The sequence below is a fragment of the Halorientalis litorea genome, assembly GCF_023028225.1.
In the GTDB taxonomy this organism is placed as follows: domain Archaea; phylum Halobacteriota; class Halobacteria; order Halobacteriales; family Haloarculaceae; genus Halorientalis; species Halorientalis litorea.
Genome location: NZ_CP095485.1, coordinates 14,831 through 34,573, shown reverse-complemented (window position 1 = coordinate 34,573; position 19,743 = coordinate 14,831). Strand labels below are relative to the sequence as shown.

At 54.3% G+C, this 19,743-nt stretch carries 14 protein-coding genes and 2 pseudogenes; 6 read left to right on the top strand and 10 right to left on the bottom strand.

Annotated elements, in window-relative coordinates:
• Positions 1 to 2 precede the first annotated feature (2 nt).
• The 7 genes from MUG95_RS16275 to xseA form a co-directional block, all read right to left on the bottom strand.
• Positions 3 to 1,118 (bottom strand): TrbL/VirB6 family protein, encoded by a 1,116-nt coding sequence (locus tag MUG95_RS16275; protein ID WP_247010778.1) that lies wholly within the window; start codon positions 1,116 to 1,118, stop codon positions 3 to 5.
• A gap of 2 nt (positions 1,119 to 1,120) precedes the next feature.
• Positions 1,121 to 1,957 (bottom strand): hypothetical protein, encoded by an 837-nt coding sequence (locus MUG95_RS16270; protein ID WP_247010777.1) that lies wholly within the window; start codon positions 1,955 to 1,957, stop codon positions 1,121 to 1,123.
• A gap of 3 nt (positions 1,958 to 1,960) precedes the next feature.
• Positions 1,961 to 3,694: a DUF8186 domain-containing protein gene (locus MUG95_RS16265; RefSeq protein ID WP_247010776.1), complete on the bottom strand. Its 1,734-nt coding sequence runs from the start codon at positions 3,692 to 3,694 to the stop codon at positions 1,961 to 1,963.
• Between the two features lie 28 nt (positions 3,695 to 3,722).
• Positions 3,723 to 4,142: a DUF7985 family protein gene (locus tag MUG95_RS16260; protein ID WP_247010775.1), complete on the bottom strand. Its 420-nt coding sequence runs from the start codon at positions 4,140 to 4,142 to the stop codon at positions 3,723 to 3,725.
• A gap of 6 nt (positions 4,143 to 4,148) precedes the next feature.
• Entirely contained in the window at positions 4,149 to 4,427 is a 279-nt protein-coding gene (locus tag MUG95_RS16255; protein ID WP_247010774.1) for a hypothetical protein, read from the bottom strand.
• A 208-nt stretch (positions 4,428 to 4,635) separates the two neighbouring features.
• Positions 4,636 to 4,818: an exodeoxyribonuclease VII small subunit gene (gene xseB / locus MUG95_RS16250; protein ID WP_247010773.1), complete on the bottom strand. Its 183-nt coding sequence runs from the start codon at positions 4,816 to 4,818 to the stop codon at positions 4,636 to 4,638.
• A gap of 2 nt (positions 4,819 to 4,820) precedes the next feature.
• Positions 4,821 to 5,873 (bottom strand): exodeoxyribonuclease VII large subunit, encoded by a 1,053-nt coding sequence (xseA, locus tag MUG95_RS16245; RefSeq protein WP_247010772.1) that lies wholly within the window; start codon positions 5,871 to 5,873, stop codon positions 4,821 to 4,823.
• 1,022 nt (positions 5,874 to 6,895) lie between these two features.
• Between xseA and MUG95_RS16240 the strand changes: the two genes are divergently transcribed.
• On the top strand, positions 6,896 to 8,761 hold the full coding sequence (locus tag MUG95_RS16240) for an MBL fold metallo-hydrolase (protein WP_247010771.1): 1,866 nt from the start codon (positions 6,896 to 6,898) through the stop codon (positions 8,759 to 8,761).
• A 90-nt stretch (positions 8,762 to 8,851) separates the two neighbouring features.
• On the opposite strand, the pseudogene MUG95_RS16235 reads toward MUG95_RS16240, so the two are convergent.
• The 3 genes and pseudogenes from MUG95_RS16235 to MUG95_RS16225 form a co-directional block, all read right to left on the bottom strand.
• A pseudogene (locus tag MUG95_RS16235) lies at positions 8,852 to 9,769 on the bottom strand (site-specific integrase); the annotation flags it as partial.
• A gap of 70 nt (positions 9,770 to 9,839) precedes the next feature.
• Positions 9,840 to 10,010: pseudogene (locus tag MUG95_RS16230) on the bottom strand (type II toxin-antitoxin system PemK/MazF family toxin); the annotation flags it as partial.
• Between the two features lie 132 nt (positions 10,011 to 10,142).
• The gene (locus MUG95_RS16225; RefSeq protein ID WP_247010804.1) at positions 10,143 to 10,544 is read right to left on the bottom strand and encodes a DUF8048 family protein; all 402 of its coding nucleotides are present in this window, start codon (positions 10,542 to 10,544) and stop codon (positions 10,143 to 10,145) included.
• Between the two features lie 430 nt (positions 10,545 to 10,974).
• Here MUG95_RS16225 and MUG95_RS16220 point away from each other — a divergent pair, with 430 nt between their 5' ends.
• The 5 genes from MUG95_RS16220 to MUG95_RS17075 all read left to right on the top strand — a co-directional run bounded on the left by MUG95_RS16220 (position 10,975) and on the right by MUG95_RS17075 (position 19,630).
• Positions 10,975 to 15,447, top strand: a complete 4,473-nt coding sequence (locus MUG95_RS16220) for a PAS domain S-box protein (protein ID WP_247010770.1) — start codon at positions 10,975 to 10,977, stop codon at positions 15,445 to 15,447.
• A gap of 3 nt (positions 15,448 to 15,450) precedes the next feature.
• On the top strand, positions 15,451 to 18,159 hold the full coding sequence (locus MUG95_RS16215; RefSeq protein WP_247010769.1) for a response regulator: 2,709 nt from the start codon (positions 15,451 to 15,453) through the stop codon (positions 18,157 to 18,159).
• Positions 18,160 to 18,317: 158 nt separating this feature from the next.
• Positions 18,318 to 18,641, top strand: a complete 324-nt coding sequence (locus MUG95_RS16210; RefSeq protein WP_165857821.1) for a HalOD1 output domain-containing protein — start codon at positions 18,318 to 18,320, stop codon at positions 18,639 to 18,641.
• Between the two features lie 10 nt (positions 18,642 to 18,651).
• Positions 18,652 to 19,245, top strand: a complete 594-nt coding sequence (locus MUG95_RS16205) for a response regulator (protein ID WP_123124630.1) — start codon at positions 18,652 to 18,654, stop codon at positions 19,243 to 19,245.
• A gap of 1 nt (position 19,246) precedes the next feature.
• Positions 19,247 to 19,630: a DUF5658 family protein gene (locus MUG95_RS17075; protein ID WP_372608217.1), complete on the top strand. Its 384-nt coding sequence runs from the start codon at positions 19,247 to 19,249 to the stop codon at positions 19,628 to 19,630.
• Positions 19,631 to 19,743: the final 113 nt, after the last annotated feature.

Here is a 19,743-nt window from a genome sequence, read left to right as displayed (position 1 = left end):
TGTTAGTGGATCCCTCGATCAAAGTCCATCCCGCGGTCGTCACTCGCCGATTCCGCTGTCGCTCCACCTGGGTCATTCTCCGTTCGACGGTACGATGGCGTGCCGCTACCGTCTTCTCCGTGCCCACCGCGGGCAGCTGCTTTTTGGGCGACGGCGTGGCCAGCGGCGGCTTTCGGCCCCCAGCGAGCGGCGGTCGTCGCGACGCCCGCGCCACCGACGTAGGCCCCGGCGGCGACACCGCCAACGAGGGCTGCACCTTTCGTCGCACCGCCGACGACTTTGGCCGTCAACGGAGTCGCGTATTTGAACGTCTTCCACGTGATGAAGAGTGCGACCAGTGGGAGGGACGCAGCGACGAGATATTTGAGGAACGCTGTTCCTGGCGTGAGCGTCCCCCCACCGTAGATCAAGTCGTATCCCTTGAGTACCATCGCAGCGGGGAGCGGGAGGACAGCTAACGGGACAAATCGTTTGTAGAACCCCATCGCGATATCGGATACGACTGGAATGTTTCCGTAAGCCAGTGCAAATGCAATCGGCATTCCGTACAGGTAGACATAGAGCAGAATCATCCGGATGTAGAACAGCGCCTCTAGAGCCCACATCGAGATTCCACCAATCACGGCGAACAACAGCCCCAACCCTGGATTTGTGATAGATACCTGCAAGAACCCAAGCATTGCCTCCGTAACTGAGGAGAGTTCCGGCATCAGGGCGATAGTGAATCCGTCAACGAGGTAGAGCGCGAGAGTCCCAATCCAGTACCACGTGATAATCAGAAAGGCTCCGACCCAGGCTGTCTTCTTGGTTTTTCGGGCTTCATAGGCACTCCCGATATTGAAGATTCGAACCGTGTGACGCCCCTGGACGGTTATCACGAGGAGTAAAAGGGCGACCAGCATGATTTCGCCGCCGATGAGAGCATCGTGGATCGCTGGCCAAGGTGCATTGGTCGGATCACCGAACACAAAGGCCCCGTTCGTCTCTGGAGTGGGCGTCCCGAACATTCCCTCGGTCAGAGTCTCATACCCCGACCTGAGACCGTCCATGAACAGCCCGATGAACCACTCAACAACGTCCTTTATTCCTTCGAGGACGACATCAATAAGATCGACCATCGTTATGCTCCAGTAATCGTGACCTCACAATCAGTCATATCGTCAGACCCGGAGTACTGGACATTGTAGGCACTCGTAACTCGATTGCCACTGACTCGGGTCTCGACGATAACCGTGAACTGGCCACTATTCCCGCCTGGGGAACAGCCCATTCCGTCCTCAGTTTCTGTGCCGAACGGAAACGAACTACTGTACAGGTCGGCCGTTTCGCCAGGGGAGACTACTACCCGATCGGTTTCGTGCATTCCACTGCCTCTGGGGTTCTCAATTGGATTGGGGACATCCCCGGAGAAGATCAGTTCCGTTATCGCTTCCGGACCACTCCCTGTATTCTCTACCGTGACGAATGCCTCGCCATTCTTGATCCGGTCCGTCTCGGATTCTCCATAGACTTCGTCCCACGGCTTATCTGGATTATTCCGATAGAGTCCAACATCCTGTACCTGGATCTCTGAGCGGAGTTCAGTCGTGGTCTCGACTATTGTTTCCCCACCCTTCAACGCGAGTACACGGTACTCACCGGGCGCATACGCGGTGCCGATCTCGAACGAAACCTGTTGAGCACCTGCGGCTACGTCACGTTTCCCAAATAGCTCGCCGTTCGGTTGAATAAGGTTGATTTGGTCGACGTCGGCCTCTCCGGAGAGTTCGACGACGAGTGTTGCCCCCTCGACAGCGATACGCGTGAGTGGGCCTTTACCATCTGGAGAGGTCGTTCCATCACTGGGTGTTCCAGACCCGCTATTGTTGTTTAGACAGCCAGCGACGCCTACAAGCGCAGCGCTGGCGACTGTTCGGAGGGCGGTTCGCCGACTGATGTGTGGGTGATTTCTAGTCATGGACTATGGGTTCCGTTGGAAGATGTCTTCTGGGCCAAGCATCCGCAGGATGCGCTTGCCAGCGTAGAACATCACGAAGAACGGCAGGAGCTGCCAGCCGACCTCGAACACCAGCGCAAACCAGCCGTCGATCGTCCCTAGAGGGTGCCAGCGGGCCGTCGCGGTATCACTCACGTATGCCGGGTCGTGCCCGAGCCACGAGCCCGGATGGTACCGAGCCGTGTAGATGCCCGGTTCGTCAATGGTCACGATCGCCACTCCTGAGGCGTTGGTCTCGACGCGCTGATCCGCGACCGTGATGTACCCGTTTCGGGTGGTGCCGCCGATTGGATATTGACGGCTATTGTCGAGCGCGATCGGCGCACCAGTTTGATTGTCCCGGAGTTCAACCCTGAGCGTTGCTTGCGACTGATTCTGCTGGATGACTTGGACAGTGAGATTGCTGCGGTGGAGCTGTCGCTCGGACCCGGCATCCGGCTCAACGATTGACGCATTCACGCCCCGGACGATTCCCGCAACATGGAGCGCCTCTCGATCGACGTTCTCGGCTCGAACGGCGACGCCGTACGTCGTCGTGTACGACTGGTTGACGATGTCGATATTGATGTTCTCACCGATGGTGCCGACTGGCGACAGGCGGTCAGTCCCCCAAGTCTCGATGAGTTCCGGTCCGTCTCGAACCGGCTCGGCACGCGGCCCGATCCGCGAGGGATAGGCGTGGACGTACACCGGAATCGCGTCTGACTCGACGGTGGCGCTATCCGTGCGATTCGACCGGACGAGCGTGTCCCAGTTGGTGTTCCGAGCGGTGTAGAACCGCCAGATGCCACGGACCCGTGCCTCACCGTCCTCCGTGAGCGTGTACCCCTGCCACGGCCGCGACTGGAAGATGGCCACGCCGGCATCGCCGTTCGGATACTCGGCGTAGTAGGGGTACGCCGAGAGGTCGTAGATCTCGACGGCGATCGAATCGGAGACGTTCCGGGATTCCGTCCGATAGGTGACGTCGACGTCCGTGCGGTCACCTAGGTCGGTTCTGACGGTCTTCTTCAGCCGGACGCTTATCTCCGCTTCCAGCGTGAGATTCGCACTCCAGTCGTCCTCGATCTGGTAGTCGAGGGCAGGCGTATGGGCCTCGTCACGCTCGGCGATGGTCTCGCCGTCCTTCTTCAACCGGACTTCTTCGATCTCGTGCTCCGTGAGCGACCACGAGATAGTCCTGTTGCCAGAGGAACTCCCATTGGGGACGCGCACACGATAATCGACGAAGCCCCGCATCGTCCCGTTCGGCGCGATATACAGTGGGTTTTCACCGGACTCGAGGTGTCCGCGAGTAGAGGGCTGGACCGCGAAGATCGTCGCGTGAGCATCCTCAATGAAGACGCCGTCCTCGAGGTCCGCGTGCGGGGGGTGGACGGAAGTATCTGGGCCGCCGGCGTTGAGGTCCTCGAAGTCGTTCCGCGTCCACGTCGACGCGGTCGCTGGCGGCTGTTTGAATGTGACGTCCGTCCCGTTAGCGACCTGATGGACGGCGGAGCGGTTCTCACCGTAGCGCTGGCGGTACTCCTCTTGCGTGATGTAGTTGTCCGCATCCCGAGACCACAGCGTTGCCGACTCGTTTTCCGTGAGCCCGTTCCCCTCTGTACCCGGTCGTGGCGGGTCAGCGGCGACGATACCCGTGACTAGGCTCGTCGCGAGCAAGCCGGCCATGATCACGGAGAGCTCTCGATGGTTCATAGGGCTCGCACCGGGGGTTGCGGAGTGCTTACCAGGGGACGAGGTCGACGCACTGCGCCAGCGGGAGGCCCATCATCGACCCGGCGACGGTGTACAGCGGGCCGAGGACGACGAGGACGACGGCGGACTTCATCGCCGAGCGCTTGTGGCGCTTGAGCCCCTTCTTCTGCTCGGGATTGAGGGTAAACATCTCGATGAGGGAGTCAGCCTGCCAAACGATGGCGAGGCCGACGATCCCCAGCGCGGTGGTCAGCTGGAAGAACCCCTCAATCATGCTCGGGAGGTTGTCTGCGCTACAGACCGCGTTACTCTGGGCGGCGACCGGCTGGACAGCGAACAGGCTCAGCAGGACGACGGTGAGTGCTGCCCGCCGAGGGATTGTCCCGGTCAGCAGTGACTTGTTTTCAGTGCTACGCTCAGGGTCGGAGGAAGTCTGGTCCTGTGACATAGCGGGTTAATCATCCTTGGCGTCTCCAGCCGTTGGCTGGCTTTGCTGGTCGTCCACGAGCGACTGGAGATCAGCGAAGCGATTGGTGTTTTCAGCGATCTCTTCGAGTGTATAGCCCTGCTCACGGGCCCGTTCGAGGAGGTCACGGAGTTCATCAGGGTCAACGCCGCGGACGTCCATCTCCTCGCGGAGGGCACGGCGATAGAGGGCGGAAGCGTTGATGTGGTCGTTCCACATCAGGTACAGATCATCGATGTCTTCGATGGTGACTGACCTTGTAATCATACATGCGGGTATGTGTCTGCACCGGTTGAGTCCCGGTACACATTGGCGCGGTAGCTGGATGATACCTAAATGCTTTCTGGCTATCAAGTGGTGCAAGTTTGTCGAGTAAATTATACCCAAATTACTTGTTGCTCCCGTAGAAAAGATCTTAACCAACAGAGGCACACACGATTGGGAGTTTGTTGGTTAATAGTGAGAATCAGCTCACTTACTCAAGCTCCACAACTTCGCCGCTTCCCTCGTCAAGGATTTCTCGCACTTCGGCCAGGAGTTCCTGTCCTTCCTCGTGGAGCTGTGTGCCTTCTTCGAGATCACACTCATCCGCATCGAGCTGTCCAATGATTTCCTCGACACGACTCAGCCGGTCGTGGATTTCTGCATCGTTTGCCACGGTTAGATCACCCCCAGCCACAGCCCGGTTATGAGTAACAACAGCAACAGCAGCACAGCGATTGCGGCCTTGTAGTAAACCGGGGCAACACCCTCTGGTGCGGCTGCCTCGCCGACTGCTTCGGCGAGTTCCTGCTCGTGTTCGTGCTCCTGCTGGAACGTTTCGTACTCAGCTTCGAGGTGTTGCTCCAGCGGCTTGACTTCGCTCGCGAGGAACTCCTCGCGAGAATTCACGATATACTCGCCGGCAGCCGTCGGCGTGATCGTAGCGATGTCCGCCACCTGATCCGCGATGAGCCGGTCATCGGTGTGTCCGATGGCGGTCACGATCGGCGTGTTCGAGGTGATGATTGCCTCCGCCACTCGCTCGGTGTTGAACGCCTGGAGGTTCGAATCGCTCCCACCGCCACGGCCGACGATAATCGCGTCGACGTCCTCCGAACGGTCGAGATGGTGGATGCCGTTCGCGATGGACGTCGGCGCCTCTGACCCCTGGACGGTGGCGTCCTTCACCAGAATGTCGGCGGTCGGGTCCTGTTCGTGGATTGCGTTCTGGATGTCGTACCGGGCGTCTCCTCGAAGGGACGTGACGACGCCGACCCGCTCCGGGAACGCCGGCGGTTGCTGTTTCTGCTCGTCTTCGAACCAGCCACGCTCTTCGAGTTCGCTTCGCAGTCGCTCGACAGCCGCCGCCTGGTCGCCGTAGCCGACGACGATCACCTCCCACGGTTTGAGGTCGATTTTCCCACCTTCGACCCAGTAGTCGATATCGCCCTCAAGGATGACTTCGGTGCCGTCTTCGAGGTCGGCATCCATCTCCCGATAGCGGTTTGCCCAGAGCAGACATGGGAGCTCGGCGTCGCCGTCGGTGAGCGTAAAGTAGAGCGCCGTACTGTTCTGGTGGAGGTCAGTGACTTCGCCAATACAGCGGACGCTGTTGAGGGCAGGCGTGTCCTGGACGACCGACGCGATCCGGTCGTTTAGCTGGGACACGCTAAGGACCTCTCCCGCATCAGGTTCGACCGCCTGCCGGTCAGCATCCGATGCGTCCGCCATATATGTCTACTATCTTCTGGACAGAAGCCTGAAAAAGGTATCTTTGCTGTTATTCGTTCAACATTTCCCGATTTTTACTTTCACTCCGCTTTGATGACATTTAGATTCCGTTGGGCCCTTGGCTGGATTATGAGCAACAGTGGTTCCGATACAAGTTCTGTAGAGACAAGCAGCCGGGGAGCTGTTATTTTGGATGAATCAGATCCGCGAACGGTGATAGAACGCTTACCAAATACCGTCTTCCCGGTCATGATTCGATTTGCTCTCCAGAAATCGACGAGTGGTGACCGGACACACGAGTCGCTAAGGACACCAGATTACCCTGTAGACGTGCGAATTCCACAGGGAGCATACATTCCGCAATCTACAGTCTATTTCGATAATCCTGCAGAGCGGCCACCACGAAATGCAGCGGCCTGGCGACCACGAGAATTCGTTGGTGCGCTCTCTGAGCTATTAGATGAAATCGAGGACTCACCACATGTCGATCCAGATCGGTTACAATTCACCGACCTTTGTGTGGCCGAAATAGCCCCCCGGTATACTACCAGCGACCCACAAACAGGTGACACCGTCGCCACGCCAGAATTGTACGGTGACCAGGGGGACATCACCCTCGGGTATTTCCGGCGTGAGGGGAGTCTCTCTGCAACCGAAGTTCGGGATTCCCTCGATACTGCAATGCCTGGTGAAACGCGGTCTCCCCCACAGCTCATCCAGATCACTGAAGCAACGGCTAAACCGGCTCGGTCAAGTCGAGAGACACAGCAACCAGCGGGACGACACAAATACTTCACAGAGGGTGAAGCTGAGCGGGTAGACAAACTTGATGCAACTCCTGCCGCCTGGATGCTGGACCAAGTTGCTGCGGCATCTGAGAGTCATCGGCCGCTTGATCCGGTACTCTCCGAAATTGAACGATTTTTCCCACAGCTCGCAGAGACTGATCTCCTCGAGTTCATTCAGCTACAGGGACGCACTGAGACGAGTGAACGATTCTACGCAAACGAAGTACTGTCACGATGAGTGAAGCAGTTCAAGAATCTGATGACGAGGGGTCGCAAAATGAGTACATCCCACGAGTCGGTGGGGAGATTGATCTCGATATTTCGGTTGACAGCGAATCCCCGTTCGTGGTTATCCCTCGTGGGGGAGCAAAGGAGATCGGCCGGAGTTGCTATCAGGTTGAGACGCGTAATGGAACGTATCTCGTCGACGTCGGACTGAATCAAGGTGACGGGGGATTATTCCCTGATCTAAGGGGACTCGATGAGGGACAGATAGACGCGGTTTTTCTCACCCACGCTCATATCGACCACGTCGGCTCGCTCCCCCTGTTGGAGAGCTACGGCTTTCTCTCTGATCAGGCACCAGTGATTACAACGAGACCAACAGCTGCGCTTGCAGACACATTACTTCGAGATTCACTGAAGCTTCACCGACGAGCGACGCAAAAACCAGGGAGAGAACAACAGTACTCGAAAACAGACCTGAGGAAAGTTATCGACCGATTCCGACCCTGTGGATACCAGGCGGCAGACCTGAGTGATCACGTCGCACATATCGAAGATACGGAAACCCTCCACTTCGAATTCGGAAATGCAGCCCACCTACTGGGCAGTGCTTGGTTAGCGCTAACAGTAGACGGTTCACGGGTTGTCTTCTCAGGAGACATTGGCGGCCGGTCGAATCATCTCCCCGAAATTGATGAACCTCCACAGGCAGACGCCCTCTTCCTTGAATCGACGTATGGGGACACCCATTCGCATACTAGTGCCACTGACACCCGAACGGACATCTACAACGAAGCCATCGACGCAGCTACCGATGGGAAGCCAGTACTCATCCCCTGTTTCGGGGTTGGGCGATCCCAAGAGCTGCTCTATATGTTCAAAAACCGGGTTCACACGCTTCCTGAAGAGGACCGAAAGCAGCTCAACGTAGTCTATGATGGCATGGCGCAAAGCGCCACTGGCACGTATAACGAGCACTGTAGAAGCGAGTTCGCAGCCGAATCGATCCGAAACTACATAGTAAATTCAGGTGACCAACAACCATTCCTCTTCGATCAGGCATCGGCCGCTAGACGAATGCCGATGTCTCGCGAGGAATTGCTCGAAGCTGATGAGACACCGATCATTATTGCTCCATCTGGAATGCTCTCGGGTGGGTTCTCACCGACCTACTTACTTGAATTCTGCCAGCGGTACGATGATGCACGCGTAATTCTCTGTGGGTATCAAGCCGAGGGGACACCTGGTCGTCAATTGGAGGACGCTATTGAGGAAGATCTCGAGAGAGTTGGTGTCACTCTTCCCTCGAACGGACTTAACGGAGGGATACCAGATGAGGGCGAGGGAACCCGCGTGAAGGTGCCCGTAAGCTGGATAAGTCGATATCACGGCCTCTCAGCTCACGCAGCGCGAAATACGTTGCTTCAATTCGCTCGCCAAGTCTCACCGTCCCAAGTGTACCTTATTCACGGTGAACAGGAGCAACAAGAGAAGATGGCGCAGCACCTGAGAGATAATCTAGACTCGGTTTCCAAGATCCAGTTGACGGGAATGATGCATCCGGTATCTGTGTCGCCGGATCTTCCCGAAGAAGAGATCGTTGGTGACAGGCCTGCGAAACGAATACTAGACGAGCGTGGTGCTGACATTGAGGTTGGCGATAGTGCCCAATTCGGGTCAGATGCAGTCCACGGGACGTTATCCGAGTTCAGTGATCAAATCGAAGCTCTTGAATTAGCTTTGCGCACGTTGAGTGGTCAGCTCGCCGTTGAACGACATGATAGTGGATTTTCGGAAGAAGATATACGCCAAATTGTCCGAGATGAGATGGATGAGATTGTCCGTGAAGCAGTTGAAGAGAATCAATCCAACTGAGCGAGTCAGAGCGTCTCCATAGCCGAAGACACCAGTCCGGATCATAGGATTGGCTCTATGATGTCTACCTCATCTACTGGAGATTCAGATCTACCCGACATCATCAATTTCTTCGAGAGCCTCCGTGGCCACGTCCCCCAACTCGCCAGCCTCAATATGTGAGTATCGTTCGCGAACCATCTCTTCGGAGTTATCGAGATACCGGGCTGCTACGGTGTACCCGAACGCGCGGACGAGGACCTCACCCATCCCACGTCGACCGCCGTGGGGTGCAAGATAGTCGTGTTTCGGATGGTCGATGTCGATCTCGGCAGCCTCTGAGAGTCGCTGGAGAACCGACCGTGCTCCATCCGTTGTAATCGACGGCGGCCGAATGTCCTCATCGAACGCAAGCAGTAGGTCGCGAGCGTATTCTTCACGGCGTTCAGTGATTGCTTCTGGGCGTTCCCCTCGTTCAGTTAGCTCTTCTTGGACGAGCTCTGCGAGTGTCCGTTGGTCGAATGTCGGAAACACAGGCCAGCGCTCCGTCGGCGGGTCCATCAGCTTGCGGTAGCTCCGCAGCGGCGAGATCACCGGGTCGGGGAGACTCGCGGCGTCCCACTGCTGTTTCTTCCGATAGACGTCCATACTCCCGTCGTCAAGGGAGAGGTCCTCCCAGCGGACGCCGCGCCGGCGCGGGTCGTTCGGATCCCGTAGTAGCTCCCCAACTCGAACGGCGGTGTAGGAGAGGACGAACACCAGAACCCGGTCACGAGCCGCCTTCAGCGCCGCGTAGCGTGCTCGCTGCTTGTCGAGTGGGTTAGTATCCTCCGGGAGCGTCGTGTACGCCTCAACGGCGTCGCGGGCCCGTTCGTCGACGTGGCGGGTGAGGGCGTGGCGCTGTTCGGACGTCCAGGCCTGCTGGTCGCCAGGCTTGCGACCGTCGTCCTCCGGCAGTGGCGCCATCGCACTCGCCCGCTGGGCGTAGTGCGCCTCGAGATAACCCTCGTTGACACACCAGCCACACCACCAGATGTTGAGACTAGTCGTCTCAATGCATACGGATCTGACACTGATTTCTTTGTACAGGGTCTCTCGATCAGCCGAACCCGTGACTTAATTTGAGCGCGTCGTCGATCTCGGCCATTGTCGAGTCGTCGAGACTGCCAGCCACCGAATGGATTCGGTTCTCGACAGACACGACTCGAATTTGGTCAAGCCGCACGAAGGGGCCTTTCTCAAACAGTGAGTCCGACGCTTCCACAAGTAACGCCAATCAACCCGTCAAGAAGCGAGAACGATGATACCCGACCGAGGACTTCTTCTGTCCGACATACTACGGTCGGTAGCGGTTGAAGCTCACAATAGACACTGAATATTGAACGGAGCAGATAAAACGATGTCAACAGCCAGGAGTTTCCGTGATGAAAATAAACGGATCGCGCTCGCGATTGTAGTCGGCGACGTCTCCGGCGACCGCTTCGATGAGTCGGCGATGAACTTCTCTGGCTGCTCGTCCCTCGTCTGGGCTCAAGTAGTGGAGCCCGCCCAGCTCCGTCCAGAAATCACCGTCAAGCCAAAAGAGTGTCTCGTCGTTCGACTGATAAATGATATCGCCGTTATCGGTCAGTCCCTCGGTGTCAAGTTGACGACCCGAGAGCTGAGCGCGTGCCAGCACCGCCACAAGCTGCCGGCGTGAAATGGATGCATGAACAGCAACATCGTCGATCAAACTCCCGAAGTAGGCTTCGACAATATCAATCGTTTGGGAGAACTCATCAAGCGTAACGGAATCTAACGGTATTGTATCCCTTGGTACTTCTCGAGTTTCCCAAGATCGAGAGCCGCTAAGTAATACGTCAGATGCAAGGTTGAGTTCAATACTATCCGCCGTTCGACAGTACTGTGTTCTATCCCTGCTCTCGTCCGCAGTGACCTCTTCTAAATACATATTCTCAGAAAGTTCCTTCACACGTCTATAACAGGTGGCAATCGGGATATCTAGCTCTTGACTCAGCCAGCTAACTGATCGCGGTTCCTTCGCCGCCCGCAATATATCTACGCTGTATTTCCGCCCGAGTACCTCAACTGCTTCCGTCGACATCTTGTTACCACAATTGATTCTCAAGGGTGAATAGCTGTACCCTATATTTATCGAACCAATTCTATTGGGGCCGATATGAAATGGTTCCCTAAGCGAAAACATAATACAGCGGAACAACAAAATCGGATGTATGAGCGATGGAGACGCGTACACGGAACATACCCCCGCAGGACTTCTCGAGTTGTCTTCGGAACTGAATCAAGCTGGTTCTATCGAGGACGTCTCTGTCGTTGCGGTCCGAATGTTGGATCTCAATTTTGATGCGCCTCTTTCGGCGATCTGGGAATACGATGAGGAGGGAAACGAACTCCGCCCAATCGCCGAATCAACTGAGGCACAAGAGGTGATCGGCGATGCACCTATCCTTCCACTTGATTCTCTCGCCGGGCGTGTGTACAGACAGAATCGTCCGGAAGTGTTCGACGATGTCCACGAGGCCGACGGCACGTATAATTCAGACACCCCGATTCGGAGCGAAATTCTTGTGCCAATTTCAGATTTCGGCGTCTTGAGTGTCGGAGCTACTGAAGTGGATGCCTTTACTCAGAAAGATGCAGAACTGGCGAAACTCGTCGCCTCGAATCTCGAACCTGCAATTTCACAAATCCGATACCTCGAGGAGTTACAGGCTGAGCGTGATTGGACACACACGTTGTTTGAAGGTTCCAACGATGCCATTTTCATTAGTGATTCAGATGCGAATTTCGTCCAAGTGAATCAGGCTGCTTGCCAGTTAACTGGCTATGCGCGAGAGGAACTCCTCTCGATGCGTATTCCCGATCTTCACGAAGAGGTCGACTTACATGCCTATCAGGATTACCACGACCAAATTTTAGCCGGCGAACCAGCAACCACTGAAGCGAAACTACTTCGGAGCGACGACAGTAAAATCGATGTCGAGTTCTCGAACCGTCGGATCGAGCGCGATGGGGCGGCCTATATGCATACCGTTGCGAGAGATGTGACGGAACAGCGGGAACGCCGGCGTCGCCTCGAGTCGTTTAAGTCGGCTATCGAGAACGCGAGTGATGGGATTGCTATTCTGGAGAACGAGGAGTACACGTACGTTGATCAAACGCATGCCGAAATGTACGGGTTCGAGGACCAAGATGAGTTACTGGGGCAGACTTGGCGTGATTTGTATACTGATGCCGTTGAAATCGAGCGCATAGAGGATGAGGCGCTTTCAGCGCTCCGATCTGATGGTGAGTGGAGAGGCACTGTAACTGCCTCTCCAGAAGGCAAAGGAGAATTTCCGACCGAACTATCCCTGACACGCTTGGAAGACGATCGAATCGTCTGTGTTGTCCGTGACGTGTCTGAAAAACGTCGGCGTCAAGCGGAACTTCGGGAGAATGAGCGGCGTTTCGAGTCGGTGTTCGAAGATCCTGAGATGCTGGTCGGATTACTGGAAACCACTGGTGAAGTGATCGATGTGAATGAAACAGCCCTGGAGTACGTTTCGCACGCTAAAGATGAGATGTTGGGGGAACCGATTTGGGAGGGGGAGTGGTGGTCACACTCTCAGACTCTGCAGGACGATCTAAAAGACTGGATCGATCGAGCAGCGTCAGGTGAGTACGTCAGTTTCCAATCCGAATACCCAACACCGGATGGAGAGATTCGGTTCTTTACCGGGACCATCCGTCCCGTTATAGGGGAATCAGGAGTCGAATCGCTCGTTATTTCCAGTCGTGATATTACGCCCCGTGAGCAGCGCCGTCGCGAATTAGAGACGTTCCAACAGGCTGTCGAGGATGCGAAAGACGGCTTCGCCATTCTCGAAGATGGAGAGTACACCTACATCGACGAGACGCACGTGAATATGTATGGATTCGATGATACTGATCAACTCATCGGGAACTCCTGGCGGATGCTCTATGACGAAGATGAGGTAGAGCGTCTTGAGTCAGAAGCCTTCCCTGTTCTCGAGTCGGAGGGGCACTGGCGGGGCAAAGTAACCGGATCCCAACCGGACGGAACGACGTTCCCGGCAGAGATCTCTCTGACTATCATCGATGATGGTCCCCTCGTGTGTACTGTGCGCGATGAAACTGAAAGACAGCAACGGGAACGTGAACTCGAACTCAAGGAGCAAGCGATTGACTCCTCGAATGTTGGGGTCATGATCACCGACCCACAGCGAGAAGGCAACCCGATCGAGTACGTAAATGAAGGATTCACCGACATTACTGGCTACGAAGAGGACGACGCGTTGGGTCGTAATCCACGTTTCCTCCAGGGACCCGAGACAGACCCAGACGAAATATCGAAGCTCCGAGAGGCGATTGCGGCCGGTGAACCGGTGACAGTAGAATTGAAAAACTACCGAAAAGACGGGAGTGAATACTGGAATCGATTGTCTGTCACGCCAGTCACTGATGTAGATGGAACGCTTTCGAAGTTTATTGGCATACAGCAGGACGTAACAGGTCGGAGGCAACGGACTCGGAGCCTGGCAGAACAGAACCGGAAACTCGAATTGGTTCTTTCTGGAACGGACACTGGTATTGCAGAGTGGAGTCTTGAGACGGATCAGATATCATTCGACGACACGCTTGTCGATTTACTTGGCCATGATCCGGACAACTATGAAGAGTTCGTACAGATCGTCGCGCCGGAAGATCGGGACCGTGTTCGTGAGTCACTAGAACGAGTCGGCGAGACCAACGACTTGTCTGCGGATTTCAAAGTTATTGATGCCAACGAACAAACGCGATGGATACACACAGATGCTGTTCTGATACCCGATGACGAAACTGGAGAGAGACTTGTCGCGATTGCCACGGACATAACGGAGCAAAAACGACGGATTCGGCAGATTCAACAGGAGCGGAAGCGATTCCAGATCCTCTCGGAAAGTCTCGAGGAATACGCCTTTGTACTTCTCGATGACGATGGACAGATCGACAGCTGGAATGATGGAGCAGCCGACATCTTCGAATATGACGAAGAAGCTGCAATTGGTATGCCAGCAGCAGAGTTACACCCTGAACAGGATCAAAAACGTGGGATTGCTGATCGGTTATTAAAACAGGCATCACTCGCAGGAGAAAGTACTCACGAAGGACAGCGAGTCCGTCAGGATGGATCGTCGTTTCCTGCAGAAGTCTCATACGTCCCGCTTCAAACTGAAGATGGAGTGTTCCTGGGATACGGGATGGTCATCAGAGATCTTACTAACCAGCGTCAACAGCGGCGTAGAACAGAGCGGTTCGTTGAGGAATCAGTCGACGTCGTGTCTATCTTAGATCGCGACGGGTGTTTCACCTATCTTAGTGGCTCTGCTGAACGGGTTCTTGGATATGATCCAACTCAGCTAAATCAAGAGAGTGTCTTTGATATTATCCATCCTGAGGATCGGGAACGTGTAATGGAAGCGTTTTTCGCCGCCGTGGAGGATTCCGATTCAAGCGTTCAGCTAGAGTTCCAAGCAATGGATGCGGATGAGGAGTGGATTACTGTAGAGGCACGGGGACGGAATCTCTTTCACGATGAAGCAATTGGCGGGTTTTTGTTATATATGCGTGATATCAGTAATATAAGAAAACAGACGAAAAAATTCGAATCCGTATTCAATCAAACGTTCCAATTGACGGGACTGCTGACCCAGAGTGGTGAAATCCTCGAGCTAAACGACCCCCTCACGGAGTTCGGCGGCACAGGTGTCGAAGAGAGCAGAGGCACACCACTCTGGGAGTGTCCTCTGTTCGCGCATTCGTCTGAAGTGCAAACTCAAATCAGACAAGCAGTTACTGAAGCATCTTCGGGTTCATTCGTTCGGTTCAACGTGGAAGCAGAAGGCGTTGATGGACTCGCCAGCTTCGACTTCTCGGTCAAGCCGATCTCAAGCCAGCGCGGGGAGCTTAGCTTCTTGGTATTCGAGGCACGAGATGTTACAGCTCAGGAGCAGCGTCGGCGACACGTCCAGGTCTTACACCGGATTATGCGGCACAATATCCGAAATGATCTGACGAAACTGAGAGGGTATGTCGATCTGCTTGCGTCGGACACAGAGACAGACACTCGTGAACAGCGCGCTGCGACGATCCGAGACATTCTCGACAAGTGGGAAAGAATGGCAAACAAGACCCAAGAGCTCCAGAATATACTCACGAGCGAGAGCGCTCTCGCTTCCCACCAGAGTGCTCAGCAAATAGCTGAGGATATTCAAGCCAAAAAAGAAGACGAGCATGCTAATGCGAATATCACTATCACAGCCGACCACGATATAGAATCACAAATACCGAGTGACCTTGAGAAGGCGATTTCTGAGCTCGTTGAGAACGCCATCACAGCGAACGATACTGAGCATCCATCCGTACAGATCAGTGTCTCGCAACCCGATGAACGGTGGGTAGAGGTTTGTGTGTCCGATACTGGGCCTGGACTCCCGGAAATGGAGAAAAATCTCCTCGAAACTGGCGAAGAAACACCGCTAAGTCACGGTCAGGGGCTCGGATTGTGGATGGTGCGGGCACTGGTGACTCGTGCTGGGGGATCGATTTCAGTCGACACCTCGGGCGATGGGAGTGAGATCAGACTGGAAGTCCCCACCCAACCGGCTCGAGAGGACTCACAAAAACCGGGCATCGTGTCGTAAACTATGACCCAAAACGGAAACACAAAAATCCTGGTCGTCGAGGATGACCAGAGTTTGGCTGAGCTGTATGCAGAGTGGCTCGCAGACCGCTATGTTGTCGAAACCGCGTACTCTGGCGAAGAAGCCTTAGAAGCGTTTGATGCGACTGTCGATATCGTCCTTCTGGATCGGATGATGCCTGGGTTATCCGGCGGAGAGGTTCTTACGCGACTCAGACAATATGAGTCGAACTGCCAGGTGGTTATCGTCTCTGCGGTGACACCGGACTTCGATATCGTCAAAATGGGATTCGATGCGTATCTCGAAAAGCCCGTTGAAGCTGACGACCTCGAAGACGTTATCTCCCAGATGCTCACTCGAGCCGAGTACAACGAAGATCTGCAAGAGCTGTTCTCGCTGATAGAACGCCAATCGACCCTGGAAGCGGTCATGGACGCAGATACCCTCGAAACGAGCCCGAAATACCAGGCACTCACGGACCAAATCACAGAACTCGAGGATAAAGTCGAACGGTACCTCCAGAACCTGCCAGACAGGGATTTTCGAGTGGCTATCGAGCGTCTGCAACGAACAGCAGCAGAGCGCAGGGAACAACAGCAGTACCAGTCCCTCACTGAAGACGTATTAGACACATCACAGGAAGGGGTCATTGTAATTGACCGTGATGGACAAGTGGTGTGGGCAAACGAAACTACCGAAGAATTACTCGGAGTTGATAGAGACGATATCCAAGGGTCTGACTACAGTCGAATTGCTTCTGAATCGTACCAGGAATATCCCTCAGGTGAGCAAACACTGTCTGACCTCGTAACTCATTCTCTAGAGAACATGAATTCCGAAGTCGAAGCCATCGTCCGTATCCCTGAGACGGCTTCGAAAGAGCAGCAGTGGTTGGAGTACTGGAGCGGGCCGATTCAAACTGGTCTTTATGCAGGCGGGCGGATTGAACACTACCACAATATTACAGAGAGGTACGCGTATGAACAACAGCTTGAGGATCTGCATGCGGTTTCCCGCGATCTAATGACAGCGGACTCGGAACGTAGCATCGGCGAGACCGTGACAACTGCCGCAGTCGGGGAACTCGGATTCGAGTTTGCCGCGATATATACACGAGAAGAGCACACAGGACGCTTGGTCCCACTAGCACACGCATCCACGGAAGATGTTATTGAAATTGACCTTCCCACTATCTCTGAAGGAGACACACCAGTCTGGACAGCCTACGTGACTCGAACAGAACAGTTGAGTCCCGAAGACGAAGACGTTACAGATACCCAGTCAAGCCAGTGGTTGACAGAGGAGTTCTCGTCGTGGCGTCTCTACTCACTAGAATCAGAGGGGGTTCTGTTGGTGGGTATGACCACGACGCCAGAGATCCCCTCGAGAAAGAACAAATTGGCAAAAACGTTAGCAGCGAACGCAGCAAGCGCATTCGAACGAACAGCACAAGAGGCGGCCCTTCGGGAACGCGACCAGCGGTTAAACGAGCAAAACGAACGGCTGACACGACTGGATCGCATCAACACACTGATACGGTCGATAAGTGCCACGGTTATCAGTGCAAATACACGAGAAGAACTGGAGCAGGAGGTCTGTAATGCTTTAGCTCATCTGAATCTGATTAGCGGGGCGTGGATAGGTAAAAAAGATATTAATACGAATACGATCGAGGTCAGAGCCAAAACGGAGTCGCTCACATATCAAAACGTGGGAGCGGACGACGGTCCAGCAGATGACAATACCCAACGGAGTAACTCTACATTGCCACCTGCTGAACGGGCATACAGGATTGAAGATTCGGTCGTGGAGAGCGACTTAATGACCGCTCGCTCCGAAACGGAGTGGGAACAAGACGCACTGAAAAATGGCACCAACTCGATTGTGGCTGTACCACTACAGAGCGAGGCTTCGAGCCTTGGCGTATTAGAAGTCCACTCCAAACTGCCAAACGCCTTCGCTGAAGAAGAGGTGACAGCCCTCACAGAACTCGGTCAGATAATAGGTCACGGGATATCAGCACTCCGGCAAAAAGCGGCGCTCCTATCCGGTGGGGGCACACTCCTCGAGATCCAGTTTGAGGACGATACTGGCCTCACAACCCTTGTTTCGGATATGGAGACTGATCTCGAAGTGTTGAATGTAGTGACTGAGAGTCCACATCACCTCCTGTTCGCGCGAGTGACCGGTGAAAACGTTACTCCCGAGGCGTTCGAAGCTGCTGGTTTCGATCCAGAGACGGTCATTTTGAGCGACTCTCGAAATGGTATCTACTGTAAAGTCCCGGTGCGGAACAGCAGCTTTTGCGAGAAACTGACCGACCAAGGAGTTGCGATAAATCAAATCACAAACGCTTCCGAGTCCAACGAGATCGTGGTTTCAGTAACCGTGCCATTCACCGTCGACGTCGGGGAATATCTGAGTTCACTCCGGGAAGACTACAGCGATCTCACCCTGTTATCCAAACTGGATAGTGAGCGAGGAGAAACTAATACCTCTCTCTCAGCACGTCTTGATGGAGCTCTTACCGCCCGGCAAGAAGAAGTCTTACAGACGGCGCTCTACGCAGGATATTTTAATTGGCCGCGGGATGCAGATTCGACGTCGATTGCCAAGACTCTCGATATCGCACAGTCAACGTTCAACCAGCATCTTCGAGCTGCTGAGTCTAATCTGCTGACGACTCTCTATCAGGATTCAACCGAGCCGTGACCTGCCTCAGTACCACGTTCTACAGTACTCGGGCTGTCCTGATTGTCGACATTCGGAAAACTGGCTCCAAATAGTGGGCCTTTCCATATAGGCATTAAATTTGGCAACCCGATATTAGAGGGTAGAAGACGTTTCATTGTAGAATAGATGTATCCTGTATGGCCGAAAGCTCTCCGCACCGAGAGTCCAGACCCAAAGGATGGAGTACGGATTCGCTCATTATACGGGAATTTGACAGGCCCGTTTGTGTCTCGGAGGCGGTCATTGAGACACTTATGGAAGCTGTCGAAGACTGGCCGGACCTCAATAGATCTCCTCCGGTGTTCGAATTCGTGGATGCAGACAAGTTAGATGGCCTGTTCAAAACGCGTGCAGTCGACGAGACCAGCCATATGCCCTCTGTGGAGTTTCTCTTTCAGCACGCCCTTGTGACGGTTCTGTATGGGTCAACAGTGCGTGTCATCGTCGAACGAGATGCGTGAGTGAGAACAGATGACCCATTCCAGTACCGTTCTGATCGTCGAAGACGAAGAGAATCTCGCTGACTTGTTTGGCATTTGGCTACAGGAGCAGTTCGAGGTTCATGTGGCCTATTCCGGGGAAGATGCACTGGAAATCTTCGCTGAGGAACCGATTGATATTGTCCTTTTAGATCGTCGAATGCCGGGCCTCTCTGGCACGGAGGTGCTACAATCAATTCGTGAAGGCGGCGATGCCCAGCAGGTGATCATGGTAACAGCTGTTCAGCCAACGGAAGACCTAGCGTCCATCGATGTGGATGACTATCTTCTCAAACCAATCGACCGGACAAAGCTTCTTCGAGCTGTGGAAGCTGCAGAGCTGATTCTAACATACGAAGATTCACTCACAGAGCTTCTCTCACTCACCGCGAGGAAAGCCACGTTAGAAGCGAACCTTGACAAAACAGAGCTGGAAAAGGACGATCGATACGGCGATCTCCTCCAGAGAATACGGGAGTTGGAGGAGGAAGCTGATACGACACTTCAGCGTCTCGAAACAGATTATCAGATCGATATGCTGGTCAGAGACCAGCGTATCGGATCCCAACCTGTAGAGCAGTTCTGATATGGTGCGAGGAGCCGTGGCATCCACTAATTGTGCTCCCAGCAGCAGTATCGAAGTACTCGCAGAAAATAAATATCCGCTGCTCATCGGATTGGTCTTCGTACGAGCTATAGATGCGAGTCTCACGTACTATGGGCTAAGCATCGGACTGCGAGAAGCCAATCCGATTGTCGTACTTATTGTTGAGACTCTCGGAATCATCCCCGGCCTATTCTTTCTCTCGTCGGTGTCACTAGTGTTATTATTCTTTCTTGGTGAATACCTGCTTCCCTGGGTCGCACAATCGAGACATAATATCGATCTGTGGAGCAATGTAGCATACCTTTCAGCTTTGGTCGTATGGAGCGCTGTGTCGCTTCATAATATGGTACTCATTTGGATATGAGATTGATCGAGTTTGTCGGTTTATTATTATATGTTTCAATTGTCTTAATTATATCATTTGCTATGCTGCTTTCTCTGCTTTAATTTCTGCAATGAAGGTCCGAAACCCTCATT